The following is a 19247-nucleotide window of genomic DNA, read 5'->3' on the forward strand; positions in this document are numbered from 1 at the left end:
GGCTACAGGTGTTGGCATCCCGCTGTACCTGCCTGCACCTGCGCGATGAACACATCCGTCAGCGCGCCGGCACCCGCCACAGATACCAGGCCGCCACCGTACGATGCGGGCGCAAGGACAGGCCGATCTCGATCATCTGCTTGCGGGTCGGCTGCTGCTCCAGACCCTTCAGGCGCCGGTAGCCTTCGCGCACGCCGAAGTCGTCGGCGGGCAGGATGTCCAGGCGTTCCAGGCTGTAGATCAGCAGCATCTCCACGGTCCAGCGACCGATGCCGCGCAGGCGGGTCAAGCGCTCGATCAGCGCCTCGTCGTCCATGGCTCGGGCCGCCTGGTAATCCGGCACCACACCGCTCAGGGTCGCCGCGGCGATGCCACGGATAGTGGCGATCTTGCCGGCGGAAAAACCGCAGGCGCGCAATGCCTCGAAATCGGTGGCGAGGATCTGCTCGGGGGAGGGGAAGGTTTGCCCATACAACCCCAGGAAGCGCCCGAGAATCGCATCGCCGGCGCGAGCGTGCAGTTGCTGATAGGCAATCGCCCGCACCAGCGCCTCGCAGGGTTCGCGGGCCGGCTTGGCCTGGTGCAGGCAAGGGCCGACCGCCTCGACGTGACGAGCCCAGTCGAGGTCGAGCCCGGCCAGAAAGGCGCGGGCCTCAAGAAACGGATCGGGCATGGAGAGTCCTGGGCGAAGGGCGTTGCCAGAGATTAACCAGCAATGCCTGGCGCTGCACTCGGTCTCTTGCGCTGGAATTCCGTGAACCTAGATCGAACGCTGATTGACCCGGCTGGACAGCGCCGCGGCGCTTTCCTTGCGTTCCGAGTAGCGGTCCACCAGCAGGTCGGCGCGGCCGCGCAGGAGCAGGGTGAACTTCATCAGTTCCTCCATCACATCCACCACCCGGTCGTAGAAGGGCGAGGCCTTCATGCGGTCGTCGTCATCGAATTCGAGAAAGGCCTTGGGCACCGAGGACTGGTTGGGGAGGGTGAACATGCGCATCCAGCGGCCCAGTACGCGCAGCTGGTTGACCGTGTTGAACGACTGCGAGCCGCCGCAGACCTGCATCACCGCCAGGGTCTTGCCCTGGGTCGGGCGTACCGCGCCGAGGGTCAAGGGGATCCAGTCGATCTGCGCCTTGAACACCGCCGACATGGCGCCGTGGCGTTCCGGCGAGCACCAGACCTGGCCCTCGGACCACAGCACCCGTTCGCGCAGTTCCCGGACCTTGGGGTGGTCCGCCGGCGCATCGTCCGGCAGGGGCAGGCCGCTGGGGTCGAAGATGTAGGTTTCGGCGCCGAGGAATTCGAGAATGCGCGCCGCTTCCCGGGTCAGCAGGCGGCTGAACGAGCGCTCGCGGGTGGAGCCGTAGAGCAGCAGGATGCGCGGTTTGTGCGCGGCGGTTGCCGGGGTCTCCAGATGCTCCGGCGCCAAGGCTTGCAGCAGTTCGAGATCGAGGGCGGACAGCTGTTCTTCGCTGGGCTTGCGGTCGTCGCTCATCACAGCGCTCCGATGCGGTCGAGGGCATTTTTCAGCTCGGTGGGTGAAAGGTGGTCGAGGTCCAGGGCGAAGAAGGCGGCGCAGCGCTGGCGGATTTTCCGCGCGGTCTGCTCGAAGGCGGCCTGGATTGCCTGCTCATCGCCCTGGACCTCGGAAGGGTCCTCCAGCCCCCAGTGGCTTTTCAGCGCCGGGCCGAAATACACCGGGCAGGGCTCGCCACTGGCCTTGTCGCAGACGGTGATGACGATATCGGGTGGGCTGTCGGCGAAGACCTCCGAACCTTTGCTATACAGGCCGGCGGTGCTGACACCGGCCTGTTCCAGGGTGGCCAGGGCGCGGGCGTTGAGCGTGCCGCCGGGGAAGCTGCCCGAACTCACCGCCTGGTGAGCGGCCGGCGCCAGATGGTTGAACAGGGCTTCGCAAAGAACGCTGCGGCAGCTGTTGGCGGTGCACATGAAGAGGATTTTCATCGGGGCTTCCGGGCAGAGGGGGGAGCCATGACGTTAAACAGTCACGGGCTTGAATATATGGTTATTCGAATATACGGATGTGAAAGCGAGTTGCCAAGCTGCCGATAGGGGTGAGCGACCGAGCGCAGTTGCGCGTCTCGGCGCCGGATTGGGCAGGGGGCTGCGCGCGCAGCCGCTTCCAGGCGGGTACCCAAAACTGGGACAAAAAACTGCTGGCGCTGGCTCCCGCCGCGCTGGCTGCGGCGCTGCTGGTCCTGCGCACGTCATGGGAGGACCAGCTGTTGCAGGCCGAGTTGCCCGGTTATGCCAACTATTGCCAGCGGGTGCGCTGGCGCTTGGTTCCCGGCCTCTGGTGAGCCTCGGGAGCGATAACGCCCGGACGAAATGGCGCTGGCGCAGAAGCCGCTTTGCTACAGCAGCTGGTCGATCAGCACCGCGTTGCTGTAGATCAGGCTGCCATCGCTGGCTCGGTGCCCCACCAGGTGGAACTGGCCGCGACCGTGCTGCAAATAGACGCGCATCCGGCAGTCGGACAGGGGGCTGTACCCCTCGGGCATGATCAGCTCCATGGTGTCCATGTCGACGTCGACCATGGCCTCCTGTTCATGGGTTTTCTGCAGGCGTTCCTCGGCTTCTTCCAGGCGCAGGTGCAGGGGGCCATCGACGTAGAAATGGATCTCTCCCAGCGGCGTGGATTTTTGCCCATCGCTGGCCTTGCACCAGCCTTCGATTGTCAGGGCGCTCATGACGAGACCTCCAGTGTGAATGACAGGGCGTGGCGCGGCCCCATTCTCAATGCCATCACTGTTCAGACCGTTGCGAGGGTCGGTTCGTTTCCTTGGCGGGTACCTGGCGGGCTACCGCGGGTCGCGTCAGGTCTTCCCGGGCCGATGATCGCAGGTGCCAGGCTTTTGCCAGCTTGCGCGCCACCTTGCCCGGCAGCACCGTGGATCCGCTGTGCCGCACCAATCTGGCATGCTCGGCCAGCCCTTCGACCAGTGCGGCCCATTCCGGCCGCGGGTCGTTGACATAGTCCCAGCCCAGCCCCAGCCAGGGGCAACGCCCGCCGATCCAGGCCTGCACCGCGGGTGTCGCGCGCCGGACATAATCAGGGGCCTTGGCCGCCTTGGGTCGCAGCGCGCGCGCCTTGACGGCCGGTATCTGCAAGCGTGGGGTGCCGTCTGCCTCCTGGGTCACCCGCATGGCCCCGAGCAAGGCAATGTCGAAAGGTACCGGCTGGCCCTGGGCGGCATAAAAATACGCCAGGCGCCGGATGCTGTCGTAGTCGGCAACGGCGCGGTACAGGTAGGCGCAGATCACACCCAGCATGGGGTCGGCATGCTTTTTATGGCACACGCCAGCGGCGAACTGGTCGATGTCTTCGGCCTGTAGCCGGCCAGCGGCGAAATCGTCGATCGCGCCGAGCATCGCCAGGTATCTGTCGGGGGCCTTGGGCATGCCATAGGCCTGGAAAATATCGCCGAGGGGGCTGGGCATCACCACGGTGTACTGACCCGCATAAGGCACCACCGGGGTGAAGGTGCCATCGGCCAGCGCCACCAGGACCGGCATCCCCTGGGGATCGCTGGTGGCGCGGAACGTTTCGAACAGTGAGGTGCTGTCCAGTCGCTCGATCGGGTTGCGGGACAAGAGCTTCGCGCCCTCGCCGTAGACGATCAGGTTGGCCTCGCCGGGGTCGCCGATCTGTTTCATCCGGCGGCGAACCTCGGTGGCCGCGGATTTGCGCATATCGGCGACGGCATCCGCTTCCAGGCGCTGGACCAGCGCCTTGACCTTCTGTTTCTTCTCGGGAAAACGCGGGCTCTGCTGGCGGAGCACCACCAGATCCTGCAGCAGCTCCTTGCTGGAGTCGGGAATGCTGATCATCTGGTCGGCGGGAACCGCCAGGTCATGCTGCTTGAGCCCGAAATCGGCGCCGAGCATGCGCTCGCGAAAGGCCGCGTCGCTGTGTACCCGCTCCAGATTGTGCTCGGCGGAATCCGTCGGGCCGGCGGCCGGGCCCATGGTGGCGGCGTTGCCCGCGGCCGGCCAGGGCTGCAACCCGGCGGGGCCCGGCAACGGCTGGGCGGTGTTGTAGAGCACGGCCGGTTCCGGATCGACCAGGCATTGCGGGTTGAGCTTGAGGCGATACTCTTTCGCCCGCTCGGTGGTGCGCGAGCGCACGCATATGCCGAGGGTCGCGGTGGTGATCAGGCCATTGCTGATGGCGGTCGGCTCGATGCCCCACAGCGCATCGGCGATCACCCCGGAGAACACGCATTTGCCCGGAGCGCCGGACATCGGTTCGGACACCATGTAACCCAGCTGCCCGTCCTGGCAGGCGGCCAGGCGGTCGAACCTGGGGTTTTCCACTTGCGTACCTTGCACGACGATTCCGCGCACCGCATCCAGTCGCGTCAGGTCGAGATTCTTCGGCGCCTCGCGGCAGGCATCGGTAATCAGGGTGATGCGCTGCACGCCGTGCAGCAGCAGCTCGGTGTAGAACGAGTCGGCCAGGACGCGGTACTTCTGGCGCAGCGAGTCGCTGAACAGCCAGGAGATAGAGCCGATATTCGCGTCGGTCAGGCCGTGGCCGCAAAACGCCAGGATCAATTGCTCGACCACTTCGGCGCCCGAGGGAAACAGCTCATCCACCGCTTGTTGCACCCGTTCGCGGGTGACCGGATTGCCCTGGCCGTCTATGGGACCGTCGTCGACGATCCTGACGTTGTCGGCACCGAAGCCCGAGCGCAGCGCCCAGTCGCCGATCGAACGGGCGGCGAGCACGGCGCCGTCCAGGTAGGCGAAGCGCAGCGTCTGGTTTGGCAACGGCGTCAGCGTGCTCACGCCGATCGCCAGGCAGGTCCGTCTAGTCATGGGAGTGCGCCACCTTGCGCGTAGTCAGGAGCCAGAGATCGAGCCGGGGGAACATCACCGGCCAGTGCCAGCGCGGCCGATCGCCCGGTGCCAGGCGTTCGACCAGCATGATGGCCCCGGCCACCAGCATCAGTGGAATGTGCCAGGCCCCGCCCAGCAGCGGCACCAGCATCCAGGCCCAGCATGAGGCGATACACCAGGCGCCGTGGCTTGCGCCGAAGACCAGGCAATCGCGGTCGGCGGCCCAGCCGAAGAGGCTGATCCGGCGCATGCGGTGGCCACGGTTGAGCGCCGCGCGTTGCCACGGGCTGGCACTCCACAGCAGGGCAACCAGCAGCGCCGTGGCCAGCGCCGCGTCGGCGACGCTCAGTTGCAGCAATAAGGCGAGCACCATCAGCAGCGGTCCGGCGGCCAGCCATAAGGCGCTGTAGCCCAGCAGGAAGCCGAGCGCCGCGCGAATGCGCCGGCGCGGCAGGCTGGAGCGCCAGACATGCATGAGTGGCATTGCCAGCAGCGGCGGCATCATCGCCAGCAGCATCAGGGCCCAGTCGGCCAGCATCTGCTGCGCCGGGTTCAGGGCCAGCTCGGCCTCCAGCACGGTGGGCCAACTGGCAACGATGGACAGCGCGGAACCGCAGAAGGCGGGCAGGGTGCTGTGCCCGGCGGTGTAGAGACACAGGGCCAGGCCCAGCCCGGCCGTCGCGAACAGCAACGGCCAGGGCGCCCGGGTGAAGCTGAGCAAGACCGGTCCGGGTTGCATGGGGCGTGACTCAGCTGACGATACCGCTGCGCTTGAGCACGCTGATCCGCTCCACGGTCACCGGTTTATCCGCCGATACCTGCTCGCCTGGGACCAGGGTCACCCGCAGATAGTCGGGATCGAAATCGCCGGCATCGGTCAGTCGCTGGGCCAGGTCGGTGATGTCGATCGTATAGCCGAGCCCGTGGCCGCCATGGCCACCGTCCGGGCGCGAGGCGACGTTCAGCCCGAACAGCGTCAGGCTGCCGGCATGGCACTCGGGATGCTGCTGCGGATCGCTGTCTTTCGGCAGGTTGATGTACACCGCAAGCTGCGGCGAGGGCGCGGAGCCGCGCACCGACTCCAGCGCCAGGTAGAGCCGGGTCACCGGCTGGCCCAGGTCCGTCGCGCCCATCGCGGCGATGCCGGTGCTGGTGGCCTGGCGGTCGAGGTCGACCTGGGTGCGCACCGGCGCGCCGCCGACCGTGACCACCGAACGGTTGGCACCGATCGGTTCGATGTTCTGTTGTTCCGGCGCACCCATCTTGACCCGTGTCACGGCCTCTACTCCTGGTTTCACGCCCGTGCCGATGCTCAAGTCGGCATAGCGCGGATGCAATTTGCCATCCTTCAACGTGTCGCGGCCGGTGAATTTCATGCCAGGGTCATTGCCGCCGACCTGCGGCATGATGAAGCGGCGGTCGGCCGGACCGTCGAGCCAGCGCGGATCGCGGACCATGGTCTTGCCCGGGGTGTTCATCCAGGCCTCCCAGAGCCGGTCGACGTTGCAATGGTGCAACCAGAAGATCGGGTCCAGGGCGGCGAGGTACGGGTCGGCCATGAAGCCTTCGCCCCCGCCGATCAGGCGATGCACGGTGTTGTGCGGGTTGTTCTCCAGGTCGCCGGTCCAGCGGGCGAACTGGGCGAAATTGCCGGTGACCCCGCCGCCGAAGCCGATGCTGCCGTCATTGCCGACCTGGAAATCGTTCTCCTGCATCGCTGCCAGGCTGAAGGCATCGAGGGAGTTCGGCCGCAGCGTGGTAAAGCCCTGCCGGCGAGGGTATTTCTTCAGCGGGTTGGGGCTGCCGTCAGGCAGGGTGTCCGCCAGGAATGCCTCCGGGGCCCGCCGCGCATCCGGGTTTTTGCTATTGAGGTAGTTCCAGTACGGCAGCGCCCAGTCGTCGCCCGTCAGTTCCTTGACCTTGGCCGCGACAATCGCCTCGAAGGCCGCCAGGTAACCGCGGTGCCAGGACAGGAAGTACCAGCTGCCGTGCTGGCACTGGCTGCCGTAGGTAAAGTTGGTCAGGTCCTTGGGCACCGGATCGGAATCGCCCAGGACATTCACCTCGACCCACAACTGCCGATCGAAGCCGTGGATGGCGCCGAGGAACTTCCAGCTGTTGCGGTTGGTGATCGGCAGTTTGTCCAGCTCGCGCATGGCCAGCGCGTAGTTGAGCAAGACCTTGTTGTCCCATCCGGAGCCGAGTGTTGCCACATCCTGTCGGATCGTGTTCATGAATGCACCTTCCTTGCAGCATCAGGCCAGGTGACGCGTATGGCGCCACACCCCTCGCAATCCTTTGCCGCTGGCGACTTCATGTTCACGGCGGAACTGCGCTCATGAGGCTCGCAGTGCCGGTGCGCGCCTCGTCGAAAATGAGTATAGAGGCCTGGCAAAAACGCCATGGCCGATTCCCATTATCCCGATGAACGACACGGGTTCCGGTGGCTTGGGCGGACGGACGGGGGATTGGCGTGGGTGTAATGAAGGTGGATCACAACGCCTGCAGCAGGCGCTGCAACTGCTGGTGTTCCCAGATGCTCAGCAGTTTGACCGGGTCGGTGCCGTAGCGCTGCCAGGCGTCGAGCGTTTCGACCCGGCCATCCGGCGAGCGGCATTGCTCGCAGTGGCTCAGGGTCTGGCCATGGTTGACCAGGGTCAGGGTCCAGCCTTCGATGTCGAGCCGCACTTGCCAGCTATCGTCCGCCAGCAAAACGCGGTGGCTCGATGGACCCAGGGTGCGGGTGCCGAGGGCCAGTTCTCTGAGCACCTGGCAGATTTCGCGGGCGGTGAGGGTGGGGGTGGCTGGCATGGGACGGTCTCGGGCATGGGCGGCGGCTATTTTGCCATTGTTGCCGGCCGGCATCAGGCGGAATGACGGATGCCCTGGGCTGAAAAAAATGCCCGTATCGCGCGATACGGGCATTTTCCATGGGCCTCCACCTGATCCAGGCGGGGCCGGCCGGGAGGCCATCAGCGGTATTCAGGGGCGGGGCAAGGCTTACTTGGCGGACTTTCGCACACTGGACGAGCGCCAGGCTTTTTCTTCCCCGGGATGCTGCAGGGTCAGGTAGGCCCTCACGCCCAGTCCCGCCAGACAAAAGACCATGCCTGCGATGAATTGAAATGTAGTCATGACATGCCTCCAAAACAATCAACAGGAGACCATCTCATTTAAGCGCTGCCTGGGCCAGCCGGAGTTGTTACAGGTTGTCTAAGGACGAGGTCATCCCGCCGCTGATGCAGGAGGGTGTAACGGCAACGGTGCCGGTTCGTGGTTCAACTGGTCGGCACGCGGGCTGGCGCTGTCGCGGCGACCTTCGCCGGCCGGGCATGCAACAAAATGTTCAGGGCCTGGCGGTAGCGCTCGCCGGCCAGGCGCATGCTGTTGTTGTGGGTGGCCCCGGGAACCAGCAGCAGTTGCTTGGGCTGCCGCGCGGCGTCGAACAATTGCTGGCTGAAGCGCGCCGGCACGTAGCGGTCGTCCAGGCCGTGGACGATCAGCAGCGGCATGCCGATATGGGCGATCTTGTCGAGGGAGTCGAACTTCTGCGACAGCAGCCAGCGCACCGGCAGCGAGGTATTGCCCAGCTCGGCGGCGATAGCGGCCAGGGAGGTGAACGAGGATTCGACGATCAAGCCACGGGCCGGGATCGGCGCGCCGTCGCTGGCCGCCTGTTGCCCCAGTTGCGCGGCCAGTTCCACCGCCACCGCGCCGCCCAGGGAATGGCCGTAGATCAGGCGTTTGCCGGCGTCGGGTTGCAGCCTTTGCAATTGCTCCCAGGCGATCCGCGCGTCCTCATAGACGCTGGTTTCCGACGGTGGCTCGCCCAGGCTCTGGCCGAAGCCGCGATAGTCGATGGCCAGCACCGAGAACCCCAGGGCGTGCAGTTGCTCGATGCGGAACAGCTGCCCGGTGAGGTTCCAGCGCACCCCATGCAGATAAAGGACGGCCGGCGCATCGGCCCGCTGGGCCGGCCACCACCAGGCATGAATGTTCTGCTCGGGCTTGAGGCTGTCGCCCTTGAACTGCAGTTCGCGTACTCCGGCCGGCAGGCCGCGATACCAACTGGCATTGCCCGGCTCGACGCGAAACACCAGTTCGCGCTCCTTGTGCTCCAGCACCTGGCAGCCCACCGGCAGGCCTATCAACAGGGCAGCCATGCCAAGCAGCGACCACCAGCGAGGTCGCCAGCGCGAGAAGAATGAGGAGGACATGGGCTGTGGCACCGCGTACGGATAAAAACCGCGTTTTAGCAGATGTCCCACCGGCGCAATAATCATTTCGCCAATCCGTGGCCGGGGATGCTTTACAAAATGTGGCGGCCGATCCCGGGGCAGGGCGTTGAAAGATAAGGTCACAGCCCTTGAGGCGGATTGTCAGTCCATTGATGAAAAGCTGAGCATCTGCCTTCAGGGTTTTGATTTATTGGATCCATTATTTCTGGATCCTGTAGCCATTCACGGCCACAGGATCCTCAACAGCCTGCGCCTTTTGAGTCTGGTCGATAATCGCCCGCAAATATCAGTCAATAGCTGTTTGGTTAAATCATTGATTTTCGTCTTTTAAATAAAAATACCTGAGCATTTCTCCAGGTATTTCAGCCAATTTTCCATGGGTTCCCTGGATTTCACCTCTTGTTAATGGATCCATTGGGTGGTTGATTAGCCACCTGGCGATGGCGGGTCCCTCCCGGCCGTCCCCCGATAAAAACTACAAGAAGGGTCTCGTCATGAATGGCTTATCAAGGGCGCGGAACCGCCTGGGTTCCGTCCGCCGTCTGTCTGTGTGCACGCCGCTGTTTTCCCTCTCGCCGTCGCCGGTAGGCGGCGTGGAGGTGCGTTCATGACGCTCGACCTGAAGAGCCGCGTGGACAGCGGCCCGATGAGTTCCTTCCAATGCCTGGCCATCGGCATCTGCATGGTCTTGAACATGATCGACGGTTTCGACGTGCTGGTGATGGCCTTCACCGCGGCCTCGGTGTCGGCCGAATGGGGGCTGAACGGGGCGCAGGTCGGCCTGTTGCTCAGCGCCGGATTGTTCGGCATGGCGGCGGGTTCGCTGTTTATCGCGCCCTGGGCCGACCGGTTTGGCAGGCGCCCATTGATCCTGTTCTGCCTGGCGCTGTCCGGGCTCGGCATGCTGCTCTCGGCCCTGAGCCAGACACCCCTGCAACTGGCGCTGCTGCGCGGCCTGACGGGCCTCGGTATCGGCGGCATCCTGGCCAGCAGCAACGTGATCGCCAGCGAGTATTCGAGCAAGCGCTGGCGCGGCCTGGCGGTCAGCCTGCAATCCACCGGTTATGCCCTGGGTGCCACCCTGGGCGGGCTGCTGGCGGTGTGGTTGCTGGGCCATTGGGGCTGGCGTTCGGTGTTCCTGTTCGGCGGTGCGGTGACCTGGCTGGTGATTCCCCTGGTGCTGCTGTGGCTGCCCGAATCCCTGGACTTCCTGCTCGCCCGCCGCCCGGCCAATGCCCTGGTACGGGTCAATCGCCTGGCCCGGCGCCTGGAGCAGCCTGAGCTTGAACAGTTGCCGCCAGAGGTGCCCAGGCAACCCGGCGCGCCCAGCGGTTTCGGCCAGTTGCTGGCGCCGGCCATGCGCCGCACCACCTTGCTGATCTGGTTGCTGTTTTTCCTGGTGATGTTCGGCTTCTACTTCGTCATGAGCTGGACCCCGAAACTGCTGGTGGCCGCCGGGCTGTCGGCGCAGCAGGGGATCACCGGCGGGGTGCTGCTCAGCGTCGGCGGGATCTTCGGCGCGGCGCTGGTCGGCGGCCTGGCCTCGCGCTGGCCGCTGGGCCGGGTGCTGGCGCTGTTCATGCTGATCACCGCTGGCCTGCTGGTGCTGTTTGTCGGCTCGGCCTCGTCGATTGGCGCGGCGCTTGGCCTGGGGCTGCTGATCGGGCTGTTTGCCAACGGTTGCGTGGCCGGCCTCTACGCGCTGTCGCCGGTGGTCTACGACGCCCCGGTGCGCGCCACGGGCGTCGGCTGGGGCATTGGCATCGGCCGCATCGGCGCGATTCTTTCGCCGACCGTGGCCGGCTTCCTGCTGGATGGCGGCTGGCAGCCGCTGCATCTGTACGGGGTGTTTGCCAGCGTGTTCGTGATCGCCGCCGGCTGCCTGTTGCTGCTCAAGCCCGCCCGGGCCCAGGCGCAGCCGGCGATGGTCGGGGCCTAGCCACTAGTGATGGCCCTGGCCGCTGATGATGGCGTCGGCGATGGTGTCGCAGAACCAGCGCAGGGCGGCGGAGCTGTCGCTGTTGGGGTGCCAGTTCAGGGACACGGCGAACTCGGCCACCGGGAACGGCAGTTCGAGCATCTTCAGCTCGCCCTCGTGGATGAACAGCCGGGCGATCTGCGCCGGCAGCACCGCCAAGAGGTCGGTGCCGGGAATGATTTTCGGCAGCACCGAGAAGTGCGGCACATGCAGGCTGATGCGCCGTTCCACGTGCATGTTTTTCAGCACGTCTTCGACATTGCCGTGGCCGGTGGTGCGGGTCACGGCGACGTGCCGTTCGGCGAGGAACTGTTCGAGGCTCAACTGCTGGTCGATGCGCGGATGGCCGGTGCTCAGCAGGCACACATAACGCTCGTGCATCAGCACCCGGCTGCGGATACCGGGGACCGGCTGGCGGCAGATCGCGGCATCGACCTTGCCGCTGGCCAGCCACTCGCCGACCTGGTCCACCTGCAGCGGCAGGACCTCGACTTCGGCCAGCGGCGCGTCCTGGTTCAGGCGCGCCAGGATCAGCGGCAAAAAGCCGATTTCGCCGAGGTCGGAGAGGGCGATGCGAAAGCGCCGCTCGGTGCTCGCCGGGTCGAACTGGCGGCAGCTCTGCACGGCGCTTTCGATGCGGGTCAGGGATTCGCGCAAGGGGCCGTACAGCTGCTCGGCGACAAAGGTCGGCTGGATGCCGTCGCGGGTGCGGCTGAACAGGGCGTCGTCGAATAGCTCGCGCAGGCGCGCCAGGCCATAGCTGACCGAGGGCTGGGTGACGAACAGGCGCTCGGCCGCCAGGGTCACGCTGCGGGCTTCGTAAAGGGTGACGAAGGTGCGGATCAGGTTCAGATCGATGTGGCTCATATCGCCTCTGCTGCCGTTATGAACATAGATAGGTTTTATTTTTGATAGAGATAGTATCGATTTGATCAATTTCGTAGCGGCTGCAAGAGTAACCCGAAATCCAATAACAAGGGTCCTTATGAAAACCGTTCACTCTGCGTCCTACGAGATTCTTCGCGAACAAGGCCTGACCACTATCTTCGGCAATCCTGGCTCCAACGAGCTGCCGTTTCTCAAGGGGTTTCCCGAGGACTTCCGCTACATCCTCGGCCTGCACGAAGGCGCGGTGGTCGGCATGGCCGACGGTTACGCCCTGGCCAGCGGCAAGCCGACCTTCGTCAACCTGCATGCCGCCGCCGGTACCGGCAACGGCATGGGCGCGCTGACCAATGCCTGGTACTCCCACAGCCCGCTGGTGATCACCGCCGGCCAGCAGGTGCGCGCGATGGTCGGCGTGGAAGCGATGCTGGCCAATGTCGATGCGGCGCAACTGCCCAAGCCCCTGGTCAAGTGGAGCCACGAGCCGGCCTCGGCCCAGGACGTGCCGCGCACCCTGAGCCAGGCGATCCATATGGCCAGCCTGGCGCCGCGCGGGCCGGTGTATGTGTCGATTCCCTATGACGACTGGGCCTGCGCGGCGCCGGCCGGGGTCGAGCATCTGGCACGGCGCCAGGTGGCCAGCGCCGGCCTGCCTTCGGTGGTGCAACTGCAAGGGCTGGCCGAGCGCCTGGCGGCGGCACGTAGCCCGGTGCTGGTGCTCGGCCCGGATGTCGACGGCAGCGGCAGCAACGGCCTGGCGGTGCAACTGGCGGAAAAACTGCGCATGCCGGCCTGGGTCGCGCCTTCCGCTTCGCGTTGCCCGTTTCCCACCCGCCACCCGTGTTTCCGTGGTGTGCTGCCGGCGGCCATCGCCGGGATCAGCCGCTGCCTGGCCGAGCACGATTTGATCCTGGTGGTGGGCGCCCCGGTGTTCCGTTACCACCAATACGCTCCGGGCGATTACCTGCCGGCGGACTGTGAGCTGGTGCACCTGACCTGCGACCCGGGCGAGGCAGCGCGGGCGCCCATGGGCGATGCGCTGGTGGGCGATATCGCCCTGACTCTCGAAGCCCTGGTCGAGGTGCTGGCACAGAGCGAACGGCCGCTGCCGAGTGCCTTGCCGCTGCCGGCGCCGGTGCGCGAGGAGGGCGGCCTACTGCGTCCGGAAACAGTCTTCGACCTGATCAACCAGCTGGCGCCGCGGGATGCGATCTACGTCAAGGAATCCACCTCCACGGTGAGCGCGTTCTGGCAGCGGGTGGAGATGAGCCAGCCCGGCAGCTACTTCTTTCCCGCCGCCGGTGGCCTGGGCTTCGGCTTGCCGGCCGCGGTCGGCGTGCAACTGGCGACGCCCGGGCGGCGGGTGGTGGCGATCATTGGCGACGGCTCGGCCAACTACGGCATCACCGCGCTGTGGACCGCCGCCCAGTACGGCATCCCGGTGGTGTTCATCATTCTCAAGAACGGCACCTACGGCGCGCTGCGCTGGTTCGCCGATGTGCTGCAGGTCAGCGATGCGCCGGGGCTGGACGTTCCCGGCCTGGACTTCTGCGCCATCGGCCAGGGTTATGGCGTGCATTCGGTGCATGCCGCGACCCGCGCCGAGTTCGCCGCCGCCTTCAGCGCGGCCCTGGCCGGCAATCGCCCGGTATTGATCGAGGTGCCGACCCTGACCATCGAGCCCTGATGCCCAAGGTCCGGGCTCCCGGCGCCGGGCAGAAGACCCGGCAATGCCAAGCGCGCCTGGCGCGTACACCACAACAATAAAAAGAGGTGGTTATGAACACGACTTCGGTCAGTGAAGTGATGGAGGTTGGGCCCCAGCGGTCGAGCCCGGTTTCCGGCAGTGCCGACATCGGCACCTTGCTCGACGACGGGCCCTACACCGGGATGCAGAAAATCGTGGTGTTGCTGGCTGCGCTGTCGATCGTGATGGACGGTTTCGACGGCCAGCTCATCGGTTTCGCCATACCGCTGATGATCAAGGAATGGGGGATCACCCGCGAGGCCTTCGCCCCCGCGGTGGCCGCCGGGCTGATCGGCATGGGCATCGGCAGCGCTTGCGCGGGCCTGTTCGCCGACCGTTTCGGCCGGCGCATGGCGGTCATCGCCAGCGTGATCCTGTTCGGCACCGCGACCTGCGCCATCGGCCTGGCGCCGGATGCGTTGACCGTGGCGGCGCTGCGCTTTATCGCCGGGCTCGGCATCGGTGGCGCGCTGCCCAGCGCCACCACCATGACCGCCGAGTTCACCCCGGCGCGCCGGCGTACCCTGGCGGTCACCGCGACCATTGTCTGTGTGCCCCTGGGCGGGATGCTGGCGGGGTTGTTCGCCTCCCACGTACTGCCGCTGTACGGCTGGCGCACGCTGTTCTTTATCGGCGGCAGCCTGCCCATCGTGCTGGGCCTGTTGCTGTTGGCGACCTTGCCGGAGTCGCCGCGTTTCCTGGCGCGCCGGCCGCAGCGTTGGGGCGAGTTGACTGCGCTGCTGGGCCGTATGGGCCGACCGATGCCCGAGGGCGTGCGCTACACCGATGCGCTGGAGCAGAAGAGCGAGCAGCAGGGCGGCTTCCGCGCCTTGTTCGCCCCCGGCTACGGGCGCGATACCGTGGCAGTCTGGGTGGCGTTCTTCATGTGCCTGACCGCGGTCTACAGCGCCTTCAGCTGGCTGCCGACCATGCTCTTGTCCGAAGGCTTGTCGCTGGCGGTGGCCGGTTCGGGCCTTACCGCCTACAACCTGGGCGGGGTGATCGGCGCGCTGCTCTGCGCGGTCGCCATGACGCGCTGGGGCTCGTTCTGGCCGCTGCTGATCTGCTGCGCGGGCGGCGCGGCCAGTGCCTTCGCCATGCAGGCCGTGGACGTCAACCAGAACACCAGCCTGCTGATCGTCGGCTTTGGCGTGCATGGCCTGTTCGTCAACGCCGTGCAGTCCACCCTCTATGCGCTGTGCGCCTTTATCTATCCCACCGCCGTGCGCGCCACCGGCACCGCATCGGCCCTGGCGTTCGGGCGTCTGGGCGCGATTCTCAGCGCCTTCGTCGGTGCCACGGTGATCACCCAGGGCGGCGCCCACGGCTATCTGACGCTGCTGGGAACGGTGATGGTGCTGGCACTGATCGCCCTGGTGCTGGTGCGCCGACATATTCCCCGGCGGGCGCCTGGACCAACCCGGGCCGACAAGCAGCACCTTGCCGATCAACCCTCACAGCCATAAGGAGGTTCGATGAACATCAGCATTCTCGGGGCGGGCGCCATGGGCTCGCTGTTCGGCGGCCTGCTGGCGGAAAGCGGGCAGAACGTCACGCTGCTGGACATCAACGACACGCACCTGGAGGCGATCCGCCGCCAGGGCTTGTGCCTGGACACCGACAGCGGCGAGCGGCGCATCGGCGGCCTGAGCGCCTGCCGGCCGGAGCAGGTGACGGGCCAGCCCGACCTGTTGCTGGTCTTCACCAAGGCTCAGCACACCGACAGCGCGCTGCGCAGTATTGCCGGCCATATCGGCGAGCACACGCGGGTGCTGACCTTGCAGAACGGCCTGGGCAACGCCGAAGCGCTGTGCCGTCACGTGGCCCCGCAGCAGGTGATGATCGGCATGACCACCTGGCCCGCCGACATGGCCGGGCCGGCCCATGTCCGCTCCCATGGCCAGGGCGTGGTCCGGTTGCTGTCGCTGGAGGGCGTCGAGCGCCAAGGCAGCACCCAGGTTGCCGCGGTGCTGGAGGCGGCGGGGCTGCACTGCGCGGTGGACCCGCAGGTCTGGACCTCGATCTGGGAGAAGGTGGCGTTCAACGCGGCCTTGAACAGCCTGTGCGCCGTCACCGGCTGCACCGTGGGGCAACTGGATGCCGTGCCGCAAGGCCCGGCGCTGGCCCGGGCCATCGTGCTGGAGGTGCTCGGCGTCGCGCAGTCGGTGGGGGTGGCCACGGATGCGCGGCGCTGCCTGGACAGCGTGGCCTATGCCATCGCCCACCACCGGGCGCACAAACCGTCGATGTTGCAAGACGTGCTGGCCGGCCGGCCCACGGAAGTCGGCGCGATCAATGGCGAGGTCCTAGCCAGGGCGCGCCAGGCCGGCATCGCCGTGCCGCACACCGAAACCCTGCTGGGGCTGCTGCGCCTGATCGAGGCGCGGGCGGCCACCGGAGGCAGTCATGCATAGCCACGTAAACCCGGTTCGGCGCCCTGAGTCGCGAGCCCATCTTTCCTGTGAATCCTGTCCTCAAGGAGTTTTGTCATGAGTGAGTCCACAGCTGTCTACAGCGACCTGCACCTGCAACCCATCGCCGGGGAATGGCGCGCCGGCGCGGCCGGCAAAACCCTGGCGGTGAGCAACCCGTTCGACGGCGCGCTATTGCTGGAAGTGGCCCAGGCCAACCGCGCCGACCTGGATGCCGCCTATGCCAAGGCCGCCGCGGTGCAGCCGCACTGGGCGGCGCTCGGGCCGTCGGCGCGGGCGGCGGTGCTGCATCAGGTGGTGGCGGTGTTCGACCGGCGCCGCGAGGAGATCGTCGACTGGATCATTCGCGAGTCCGGCAGCACCCGGCTCAAGGCGCAGCTGGAATGGGGCGCGGCGCGGGCCATCGCCCTGGAGTCGGCGTCGTTCCCGGCGCGGGTCCACGGCCGCATCGTCGAGTCCGATGTGCCGGGCAAGGAGAGCCGGGTCTACCGCAGCGCCCTGGGGGTGGTCGGGGTCATCAGCCCATGGAACTTCCCGCTGCACCTGACCCAGCGCTCGATCGCCCCGGCGCTGGCCCTGGGCAACGCGGTGGTGGTCAAGCCGGCCAGCGATACGCCGGTGTGCGGCGGCCTGCTGCTGGCGAAGATCTTCGAGGAGGCCGGCCTGCCGGCGGGCGTGCTCAGTGTGGTGGTGGGGGCGGGCAGCGAGATTGGCGATGCCTTTGTCGAGCACCCGGTACCTTCGCTGATCACCTTCACCGGCTCCACCCCGGTCGGCCGCGGTATCGGCCGGATCGCCAGCGGCGGCGCGCACCTCAAGCATGTGGCCCTGGAGTTGGGCGGCAACAGCCCGTTCGTGGTCCTGGCCGACGCCGACCTCGAACAGGCGGTGAACGCGGCGGTGTTCGGCAAGTTCCTGCACCAGGGGCAGATCTGCATGGCGGTCAACCGGATCATCGTCGACGACAGCCTCTACGACGCCTTCGCCGCGCGCTTCGTCGAGCGGGTCAAGGGCCTCAAGGTCGGCGATCCGCAATCGATCGAGACGGTGATCGGCCCGGTGATCAATGCGCGGCAGCTGCAAGGCCTGCGGGAGAAGATCGAGCTGGCTCGCCGCGAAGGCGCCGAGCCGCTCTACGAGGGCGGGGCCCAGGGCAATCTGCTGGCGCCCCATGTCTACGGCGAGGTCACAGTCGATATGGACCTGGCGCGCAATGAAATCTTCGGCCCGCTGGTGGGGCTGCTGCGCGCGCGGGACGAGGCCCACGCCCTGGAGCTGGCCAACGCCAGCGAATTCGGCCTGTCCAGTGCGGTGTTCACTGGCAACCTGGAGCGCGGGGTGAACTTCGCCCGGCGGATTCGCGCGGGCATGACCCATATCAACGACATCCCGGTGAACGACGAGGCCAACGCGCCCTTCGGTGGGGAAAAGAACTCGGGGCTCGGGCGCTTCAACGGCGACTGGGCGATCGACGAATTCACCCGCGATCACTGGATCAGCGTGCAGCACTCGGCGCGTCGTTATCCCTTCTGATGCCTTGAGCTGAGGATATCGCCCGGTCTTTCCCAAAAGAGAGACCGGGCATTTTTGCAGCCGATAGAAGGCGGGCCTGGAGCGGCCTGTCGGGGAACGGCTGCGCCTATGCAAAGCGGAGAACAATAATAATGAACACCCCTCACTGCATCCTCGCGCGCTCGCTGGCCGCGGCTTCACTGGCACTGGGCACGGGCCTGCCGGCCTGGGCCGAAGACGGTGGTTTTTTCGAAGATGCCAAGACCGATTTGGTGCTGCGCAACTATTACTTCAATCGGGATTTTCGCGACCCGGGTGCGGCCAAGAGCAAGGTCGAGGAATGGGCCCAGGGTTTTATCCTCAAGTTCAATTCCGGCTACACCCCGGGCGTCGTCGGGTTCGGCCTGGACGGCATTGCCATGTTCGGCGTCAAGCTCGACAGCGGGCGCGGTACCAGTGGTTCGGAGCTGCTGCCGGTACATGACGACGGGCGTGCGGCGGACAACTACGGTCGCGCCGGCGTGGCGGCGAAAATGCGCATTTCCGCCACTGAATTGAAGGTTGGCGAGTTGCTGCCGGACATCCCGCTGCTGCGCTACGACGATGGCCGGCTGCTGCCGCAGACCTTCCGTGGGGCGATGCTCGATTCGCGGGAAATCGCCGGGCTGGGGTTGCAGGCCGGGCAGTACCGTTCGGTGAGCCTGCGTAACTCCTCGGACATGCAGGACCTCTCGGCCTGGGCCGCGCCCGGGGTCACGTCCGATGGCTTCACCTATGCCGGCGCCGAGTACCGTTTCAACCAGCAGCGCACCTTGATCGGCGCCTGGCATGCGCAACTGGAAGACATCTACCAGCAGAGCTACTTCAACCTGCTGCACAAGCAGCCGGTGGGCGACTGGGTGCTGGGGGCGAACCTCGGTTACTTCATCGACAAGGATGATGGCCAGGCGCGCATCGGCGAGATCCGGAGCCGTACCGCCTATGCCTTGCTCTCGGCCTCCACCGCTGGCCATACCCTGTACCTGGGCTTGCAGAAGGTCAGTGGCGACAGCCCGTGGATGTCGGTGTATGGCAGCAGCGGCCGGACCCTGGGCAACGATATGTTCAACGGCAACTTCAGCAACGCCGACGAGCGTTCCTGGCAGCTGCGTTATGACTACAACTTCGCCGCCATGGGTGTGCCGGGGTTGTTGGCCATGGTGCGCTATGGGCATGGCGAGAATGCCACGACCAAGGCCGGGAGCAATGGCAAGGAGTGGGAGCGGGATACGGAGGTGGGGTATACCTTTCAGAGTGGGAGTCTGAAGAATCTCAGTGTGCGGGTGAATAACGCTACCAATCGGCGCAGTTTCAATAGTGACTTTGATCAGACTCGGGTGATTGTGAGTTATCCGTTGTCGTTTTGAGCCTTGCAGTGTTGTCGCGGGCGGGAGCGGCCGGTCGACGCTCGAATTGCCCGCGATGGCATCTGTTTTGGCGCTGCATTTTTGGGATGTGTGCATATCCGTTTCTGCGGTTACGGCTACTTAGGGTTCCGCCCTTACGGCGGGTCACTTTGGAAGATCCGGAAGCCGGCCCAGTCCAAAGTAACC

19 protein-coding genes are annotated in these 19247 nt (G+C 66.1%); 8 read left to right on the forward strand and 11 right to left on the reverse strand.

From position 1 onward, the window contains the following. Window positions 1–58: 58 nt before the first annotated feature. From CXQ81_RS15010 to CXQ81_RS15020, 3 genes are all read right to left on the reverse strand, one after another. Complete coding sequence (locus tag CXQ81_RS15010; RefSeq protein ID WP_101337654.1) at window positions 59–673, reverse strand: DNA-3-methyladenine glycosylase; 615 nt, start codon at window positions 671–673, stop codon at window positions 59–61. A gap of 87 nt (window positions 674–760) precedes the next feature. Then, a complete protein-coding gene (arsH, locus tag CXQ81_RS15015; RefSeq protein WP_101337655.1) occupies window positions 761–1495 on the reverse strand; it encodes an arsenical resistance protein ArsH in 735 nt (244 codons plus the stop codon). Further along, a complete protein-coding gene (locus CXQ81_RS15020; protein ID WP_101337656.1) occupies window positions 1495–1965 on the reverse strand; it encodes an arsenate reductase ArsC in 471 nt (156 codons plus the stop codon). The genes arsH and CXQ81_RS15020 overlap by 1 nt, the downstream gene beginning before the upstream one ends. Before the next feature lie 110 nt (window positions 1966–2075). Here CXQ81_RS15020 and CXQ81_RS31475 point away from each other — a divergent pair, with 110 nt between their 5' ends. Beyond that, window positions 2076–2321 carry a hypothetical protein gene (locus CXQ81_RS31475; RefSeq protein ID WP_256593477.1) on the forward strand — a complete coding sequence of 82 codons (246 nt, stop codon included), beginning with the start codon at window positions 2076–2078 and terminating at the stop codon, window positions 2319–2321. Window positions 2322–2375: 54 nt separating this feature from the next. Here CXQ81_RS31475 and CXQ81_RS15030 read toward each other — a convergent pair whose 3' ends face one another. The 7 genes from CXQ81_RS15030 to CXQ81_RS15055 all read right to left on the reverse strand — a co-directional run bounded on the left by CXQ81_RS15030 (window position 2376) and on the right by CXQ81_RS15055 (window position 9080). Continuing rightward, complete coding sequence (locus tag CXQ81_RS15030; RefSeq protein WP_007931271.1) at window positions 2376–2711, reverse strand: hypothetical protein; 336 nt, start codon at window positions 2709–2711, stop codon at window positions 2376–2378. Window positions 2712–2766: 55 nt separating this feature from the next. Next, on the reverse strand, window positions 2767–4842 hold the full coding sequence (locus CXQ81_RS15035) for a hypothetical protein (protein ID WP_101337657.1): 2076 nt from the start codon (window positions 4840–4842) through the stop codon (window positions 2767–2769). Continuing rightward, entirely contained in the window at window positions 4835–5602 is a 768-nt protein-coding gene (locus CXQ81_RS15040) for a DUF2182 domain-containing protein (RefSeq protein ID WP_101337658.1), read from the reverse strand. Before CXQ81_RS15040 ends, CXQ81_RS15035 begins: the two co-directional genes overlap by 8 nt. A 10-nt stretch (window positions 5603–5612) precedes the next feature. Then, window positions 5613–7097, reverse strand: coding sequence for a tyrosinase family protein (locus CXQ81_RS15045; protein WP_101337659.1), 1485 nt, complete (start codon window positions 7095–7097; stop codon window positions 5613–5615). 259 nt (window positions 7098–7356) lie between these two features. Beyond that, window positions 7357–7674: a hypothetical protein gene (locus CXQ81_RS15050; RefSeq protein ID WP_101339419.1), complete on the reverse strand. Its 318-nt coding sequence runs from the start codon at window positions 7672–7674 to the stop codon at window positions 7357–7359. A 189-nt stretch (window positions 7675–7863) separates the two neighbouring features. After that, on the reverse strand, window positions 7864–7998 hold the full coding sequence (locus tag CXQ81_RS31480; RefSeq protein WP_007931277.1) for a hypothetical protein: 135 nt from the start codon (window positions 7996–7998) through the stop codon (window positions 7864–7866). Between the two features lie 143 nt (window positions 7999–8141). After that, window positions 8142–9080, reverse strand: a complete 939-nt coding sequence (locus CXQ81_RS15055) for an alpha/beta hydrolase (RefSeq protein ID WP_101339420.1) — start codon at window positions 9078–9080, stop codon at window positions 8142–8144. Window positions 9081–9207: 127 nt separating this feature from the next. Between CXQ81_RS15055 and CXQ81_RS31060 the strand changes: the two genes are divergently transcribed. Both CXQ81_RS31060 and CXQ81_RS15060 read left to right on the forward strand, forming a co-directional pair. After that, window positions 9208–9432 (forward strand): hypothetical protein, encoded by a 225-nt coding sequence (locus CXQ81_RS31060; protein WP_157832250.1) that lies wholly within the window; start codon window positions 9208–9210, stop codon window positions 9430–9432. A 276-nt stretch (window positions 9433–9708) separates the two neighbouring features. Continuing rightward, window positions 9709–11040 (forward strand): MFS transporter, encoded by a 1332-nt coding sequence (locus CXQ81_RS15060; protein WP_101337660.1) that lies wholly within the window; start codon window positions 9709–9711, stop codon window positions 11038–11040. 3 nt (window positions 11041–11043) lie between these two features. On the opposite strand, the gene CXQ81_RS15065 is transcribed toward CXQ81_RS15060, so the two are convergent. Beyond that, window positions 11044–11946 carry a LysR family transcriptional regulator gene (locus CXQ81_RS15065; RefSeq protein ID WP_101337661.1) on the reverse strand — a complete coding sequence of 301 codons (903 nt, stop codon included), beginning with the start codon at window positions 11944–11946 and terminating at the stop codon, window positions 11044–11046. Window positions 11947–12064: 118 nt separating this feature from the next. Here CXQ81_RS15065 and mdlC point away from each other — a divergent pair, with 118 nt between their 5' ends. From mdlC to CXQ81_RS15090, 5 genes are all read left to right on the forward strand, one after another. Continuing rightward, window positions 12065–13651 (forward strand): benzoylformate decarboxylase, encoded by a 1587-nt coding sequence (gene mdlC / locus CXQ81_RS15070; protein WP_101337662.1) that lies wholly within the window; start codon window positions 12065–12067, stop codon window positions 13649–13651. Between the two features lie 92 nt (window positions 13652–13743). Further along, the gene (locus CXQ81_RS15075) at window positions 13744–15177 is read left to right on the forward strand and encodes an MFS transporter (protein WP_101337663.1); all 1434 of its coding nucleotides are present in this window, start codon (window positions 13744–13746) and stop codon (window positions 15175–15177) included. A gap of 9 nt (window positions 15178–15186) precedes the next feature. Then, window positions 15187–16125: a ketopantoate reductase family protein gene (locus tag CXQ81_RS15080; RefSeq protein WP_101337664.1), complete on the forward strand. Its 939-nt coding sequence runs from the start codon at window positions 15187–15189 to the stop codon at window positions 16123–16125. A 75-nt stretch (window positions 16126–16200) separates the two neighbouring features. Then, window positions 16201–17676, forward strand: a complete 1476-nt coding sequence (locus CXQ81_RS15085) for an aldehyde dehydrogenase family protein (RefSeq protein WP_101337665.1) — start codon at window positions 16201–16203, stop codon at window positions 17674–17676. A 131-nt stretch (window positions 17677–17807) separates the two neighbouring features. Next, window positions 17808–19061, forward strand: a complete 1254-nt coding sequence (locus CXQ81_RS15090) for an OprD family porin (protein ID WP_101337666.1) — start codon at window positions 17808–17810, stop codon at window positions 19059–19061. The last annotated feature ends 186 nt before the right edge of the window (window positions 19062–19247 follow it).

It is taken from the genome of Pseudomonas sp. 09C 129, assembly GCF_002843625.1.
In the GTDB taxonomy this organism is placed as follows: domain Bacteria; phylum Pseudomonadota; class Gammaproteobacteria; order Pseudomonadales; family Pseudomonadaceae; genus Aquipseudomonas; species Aquipseudomonas chlororaphis.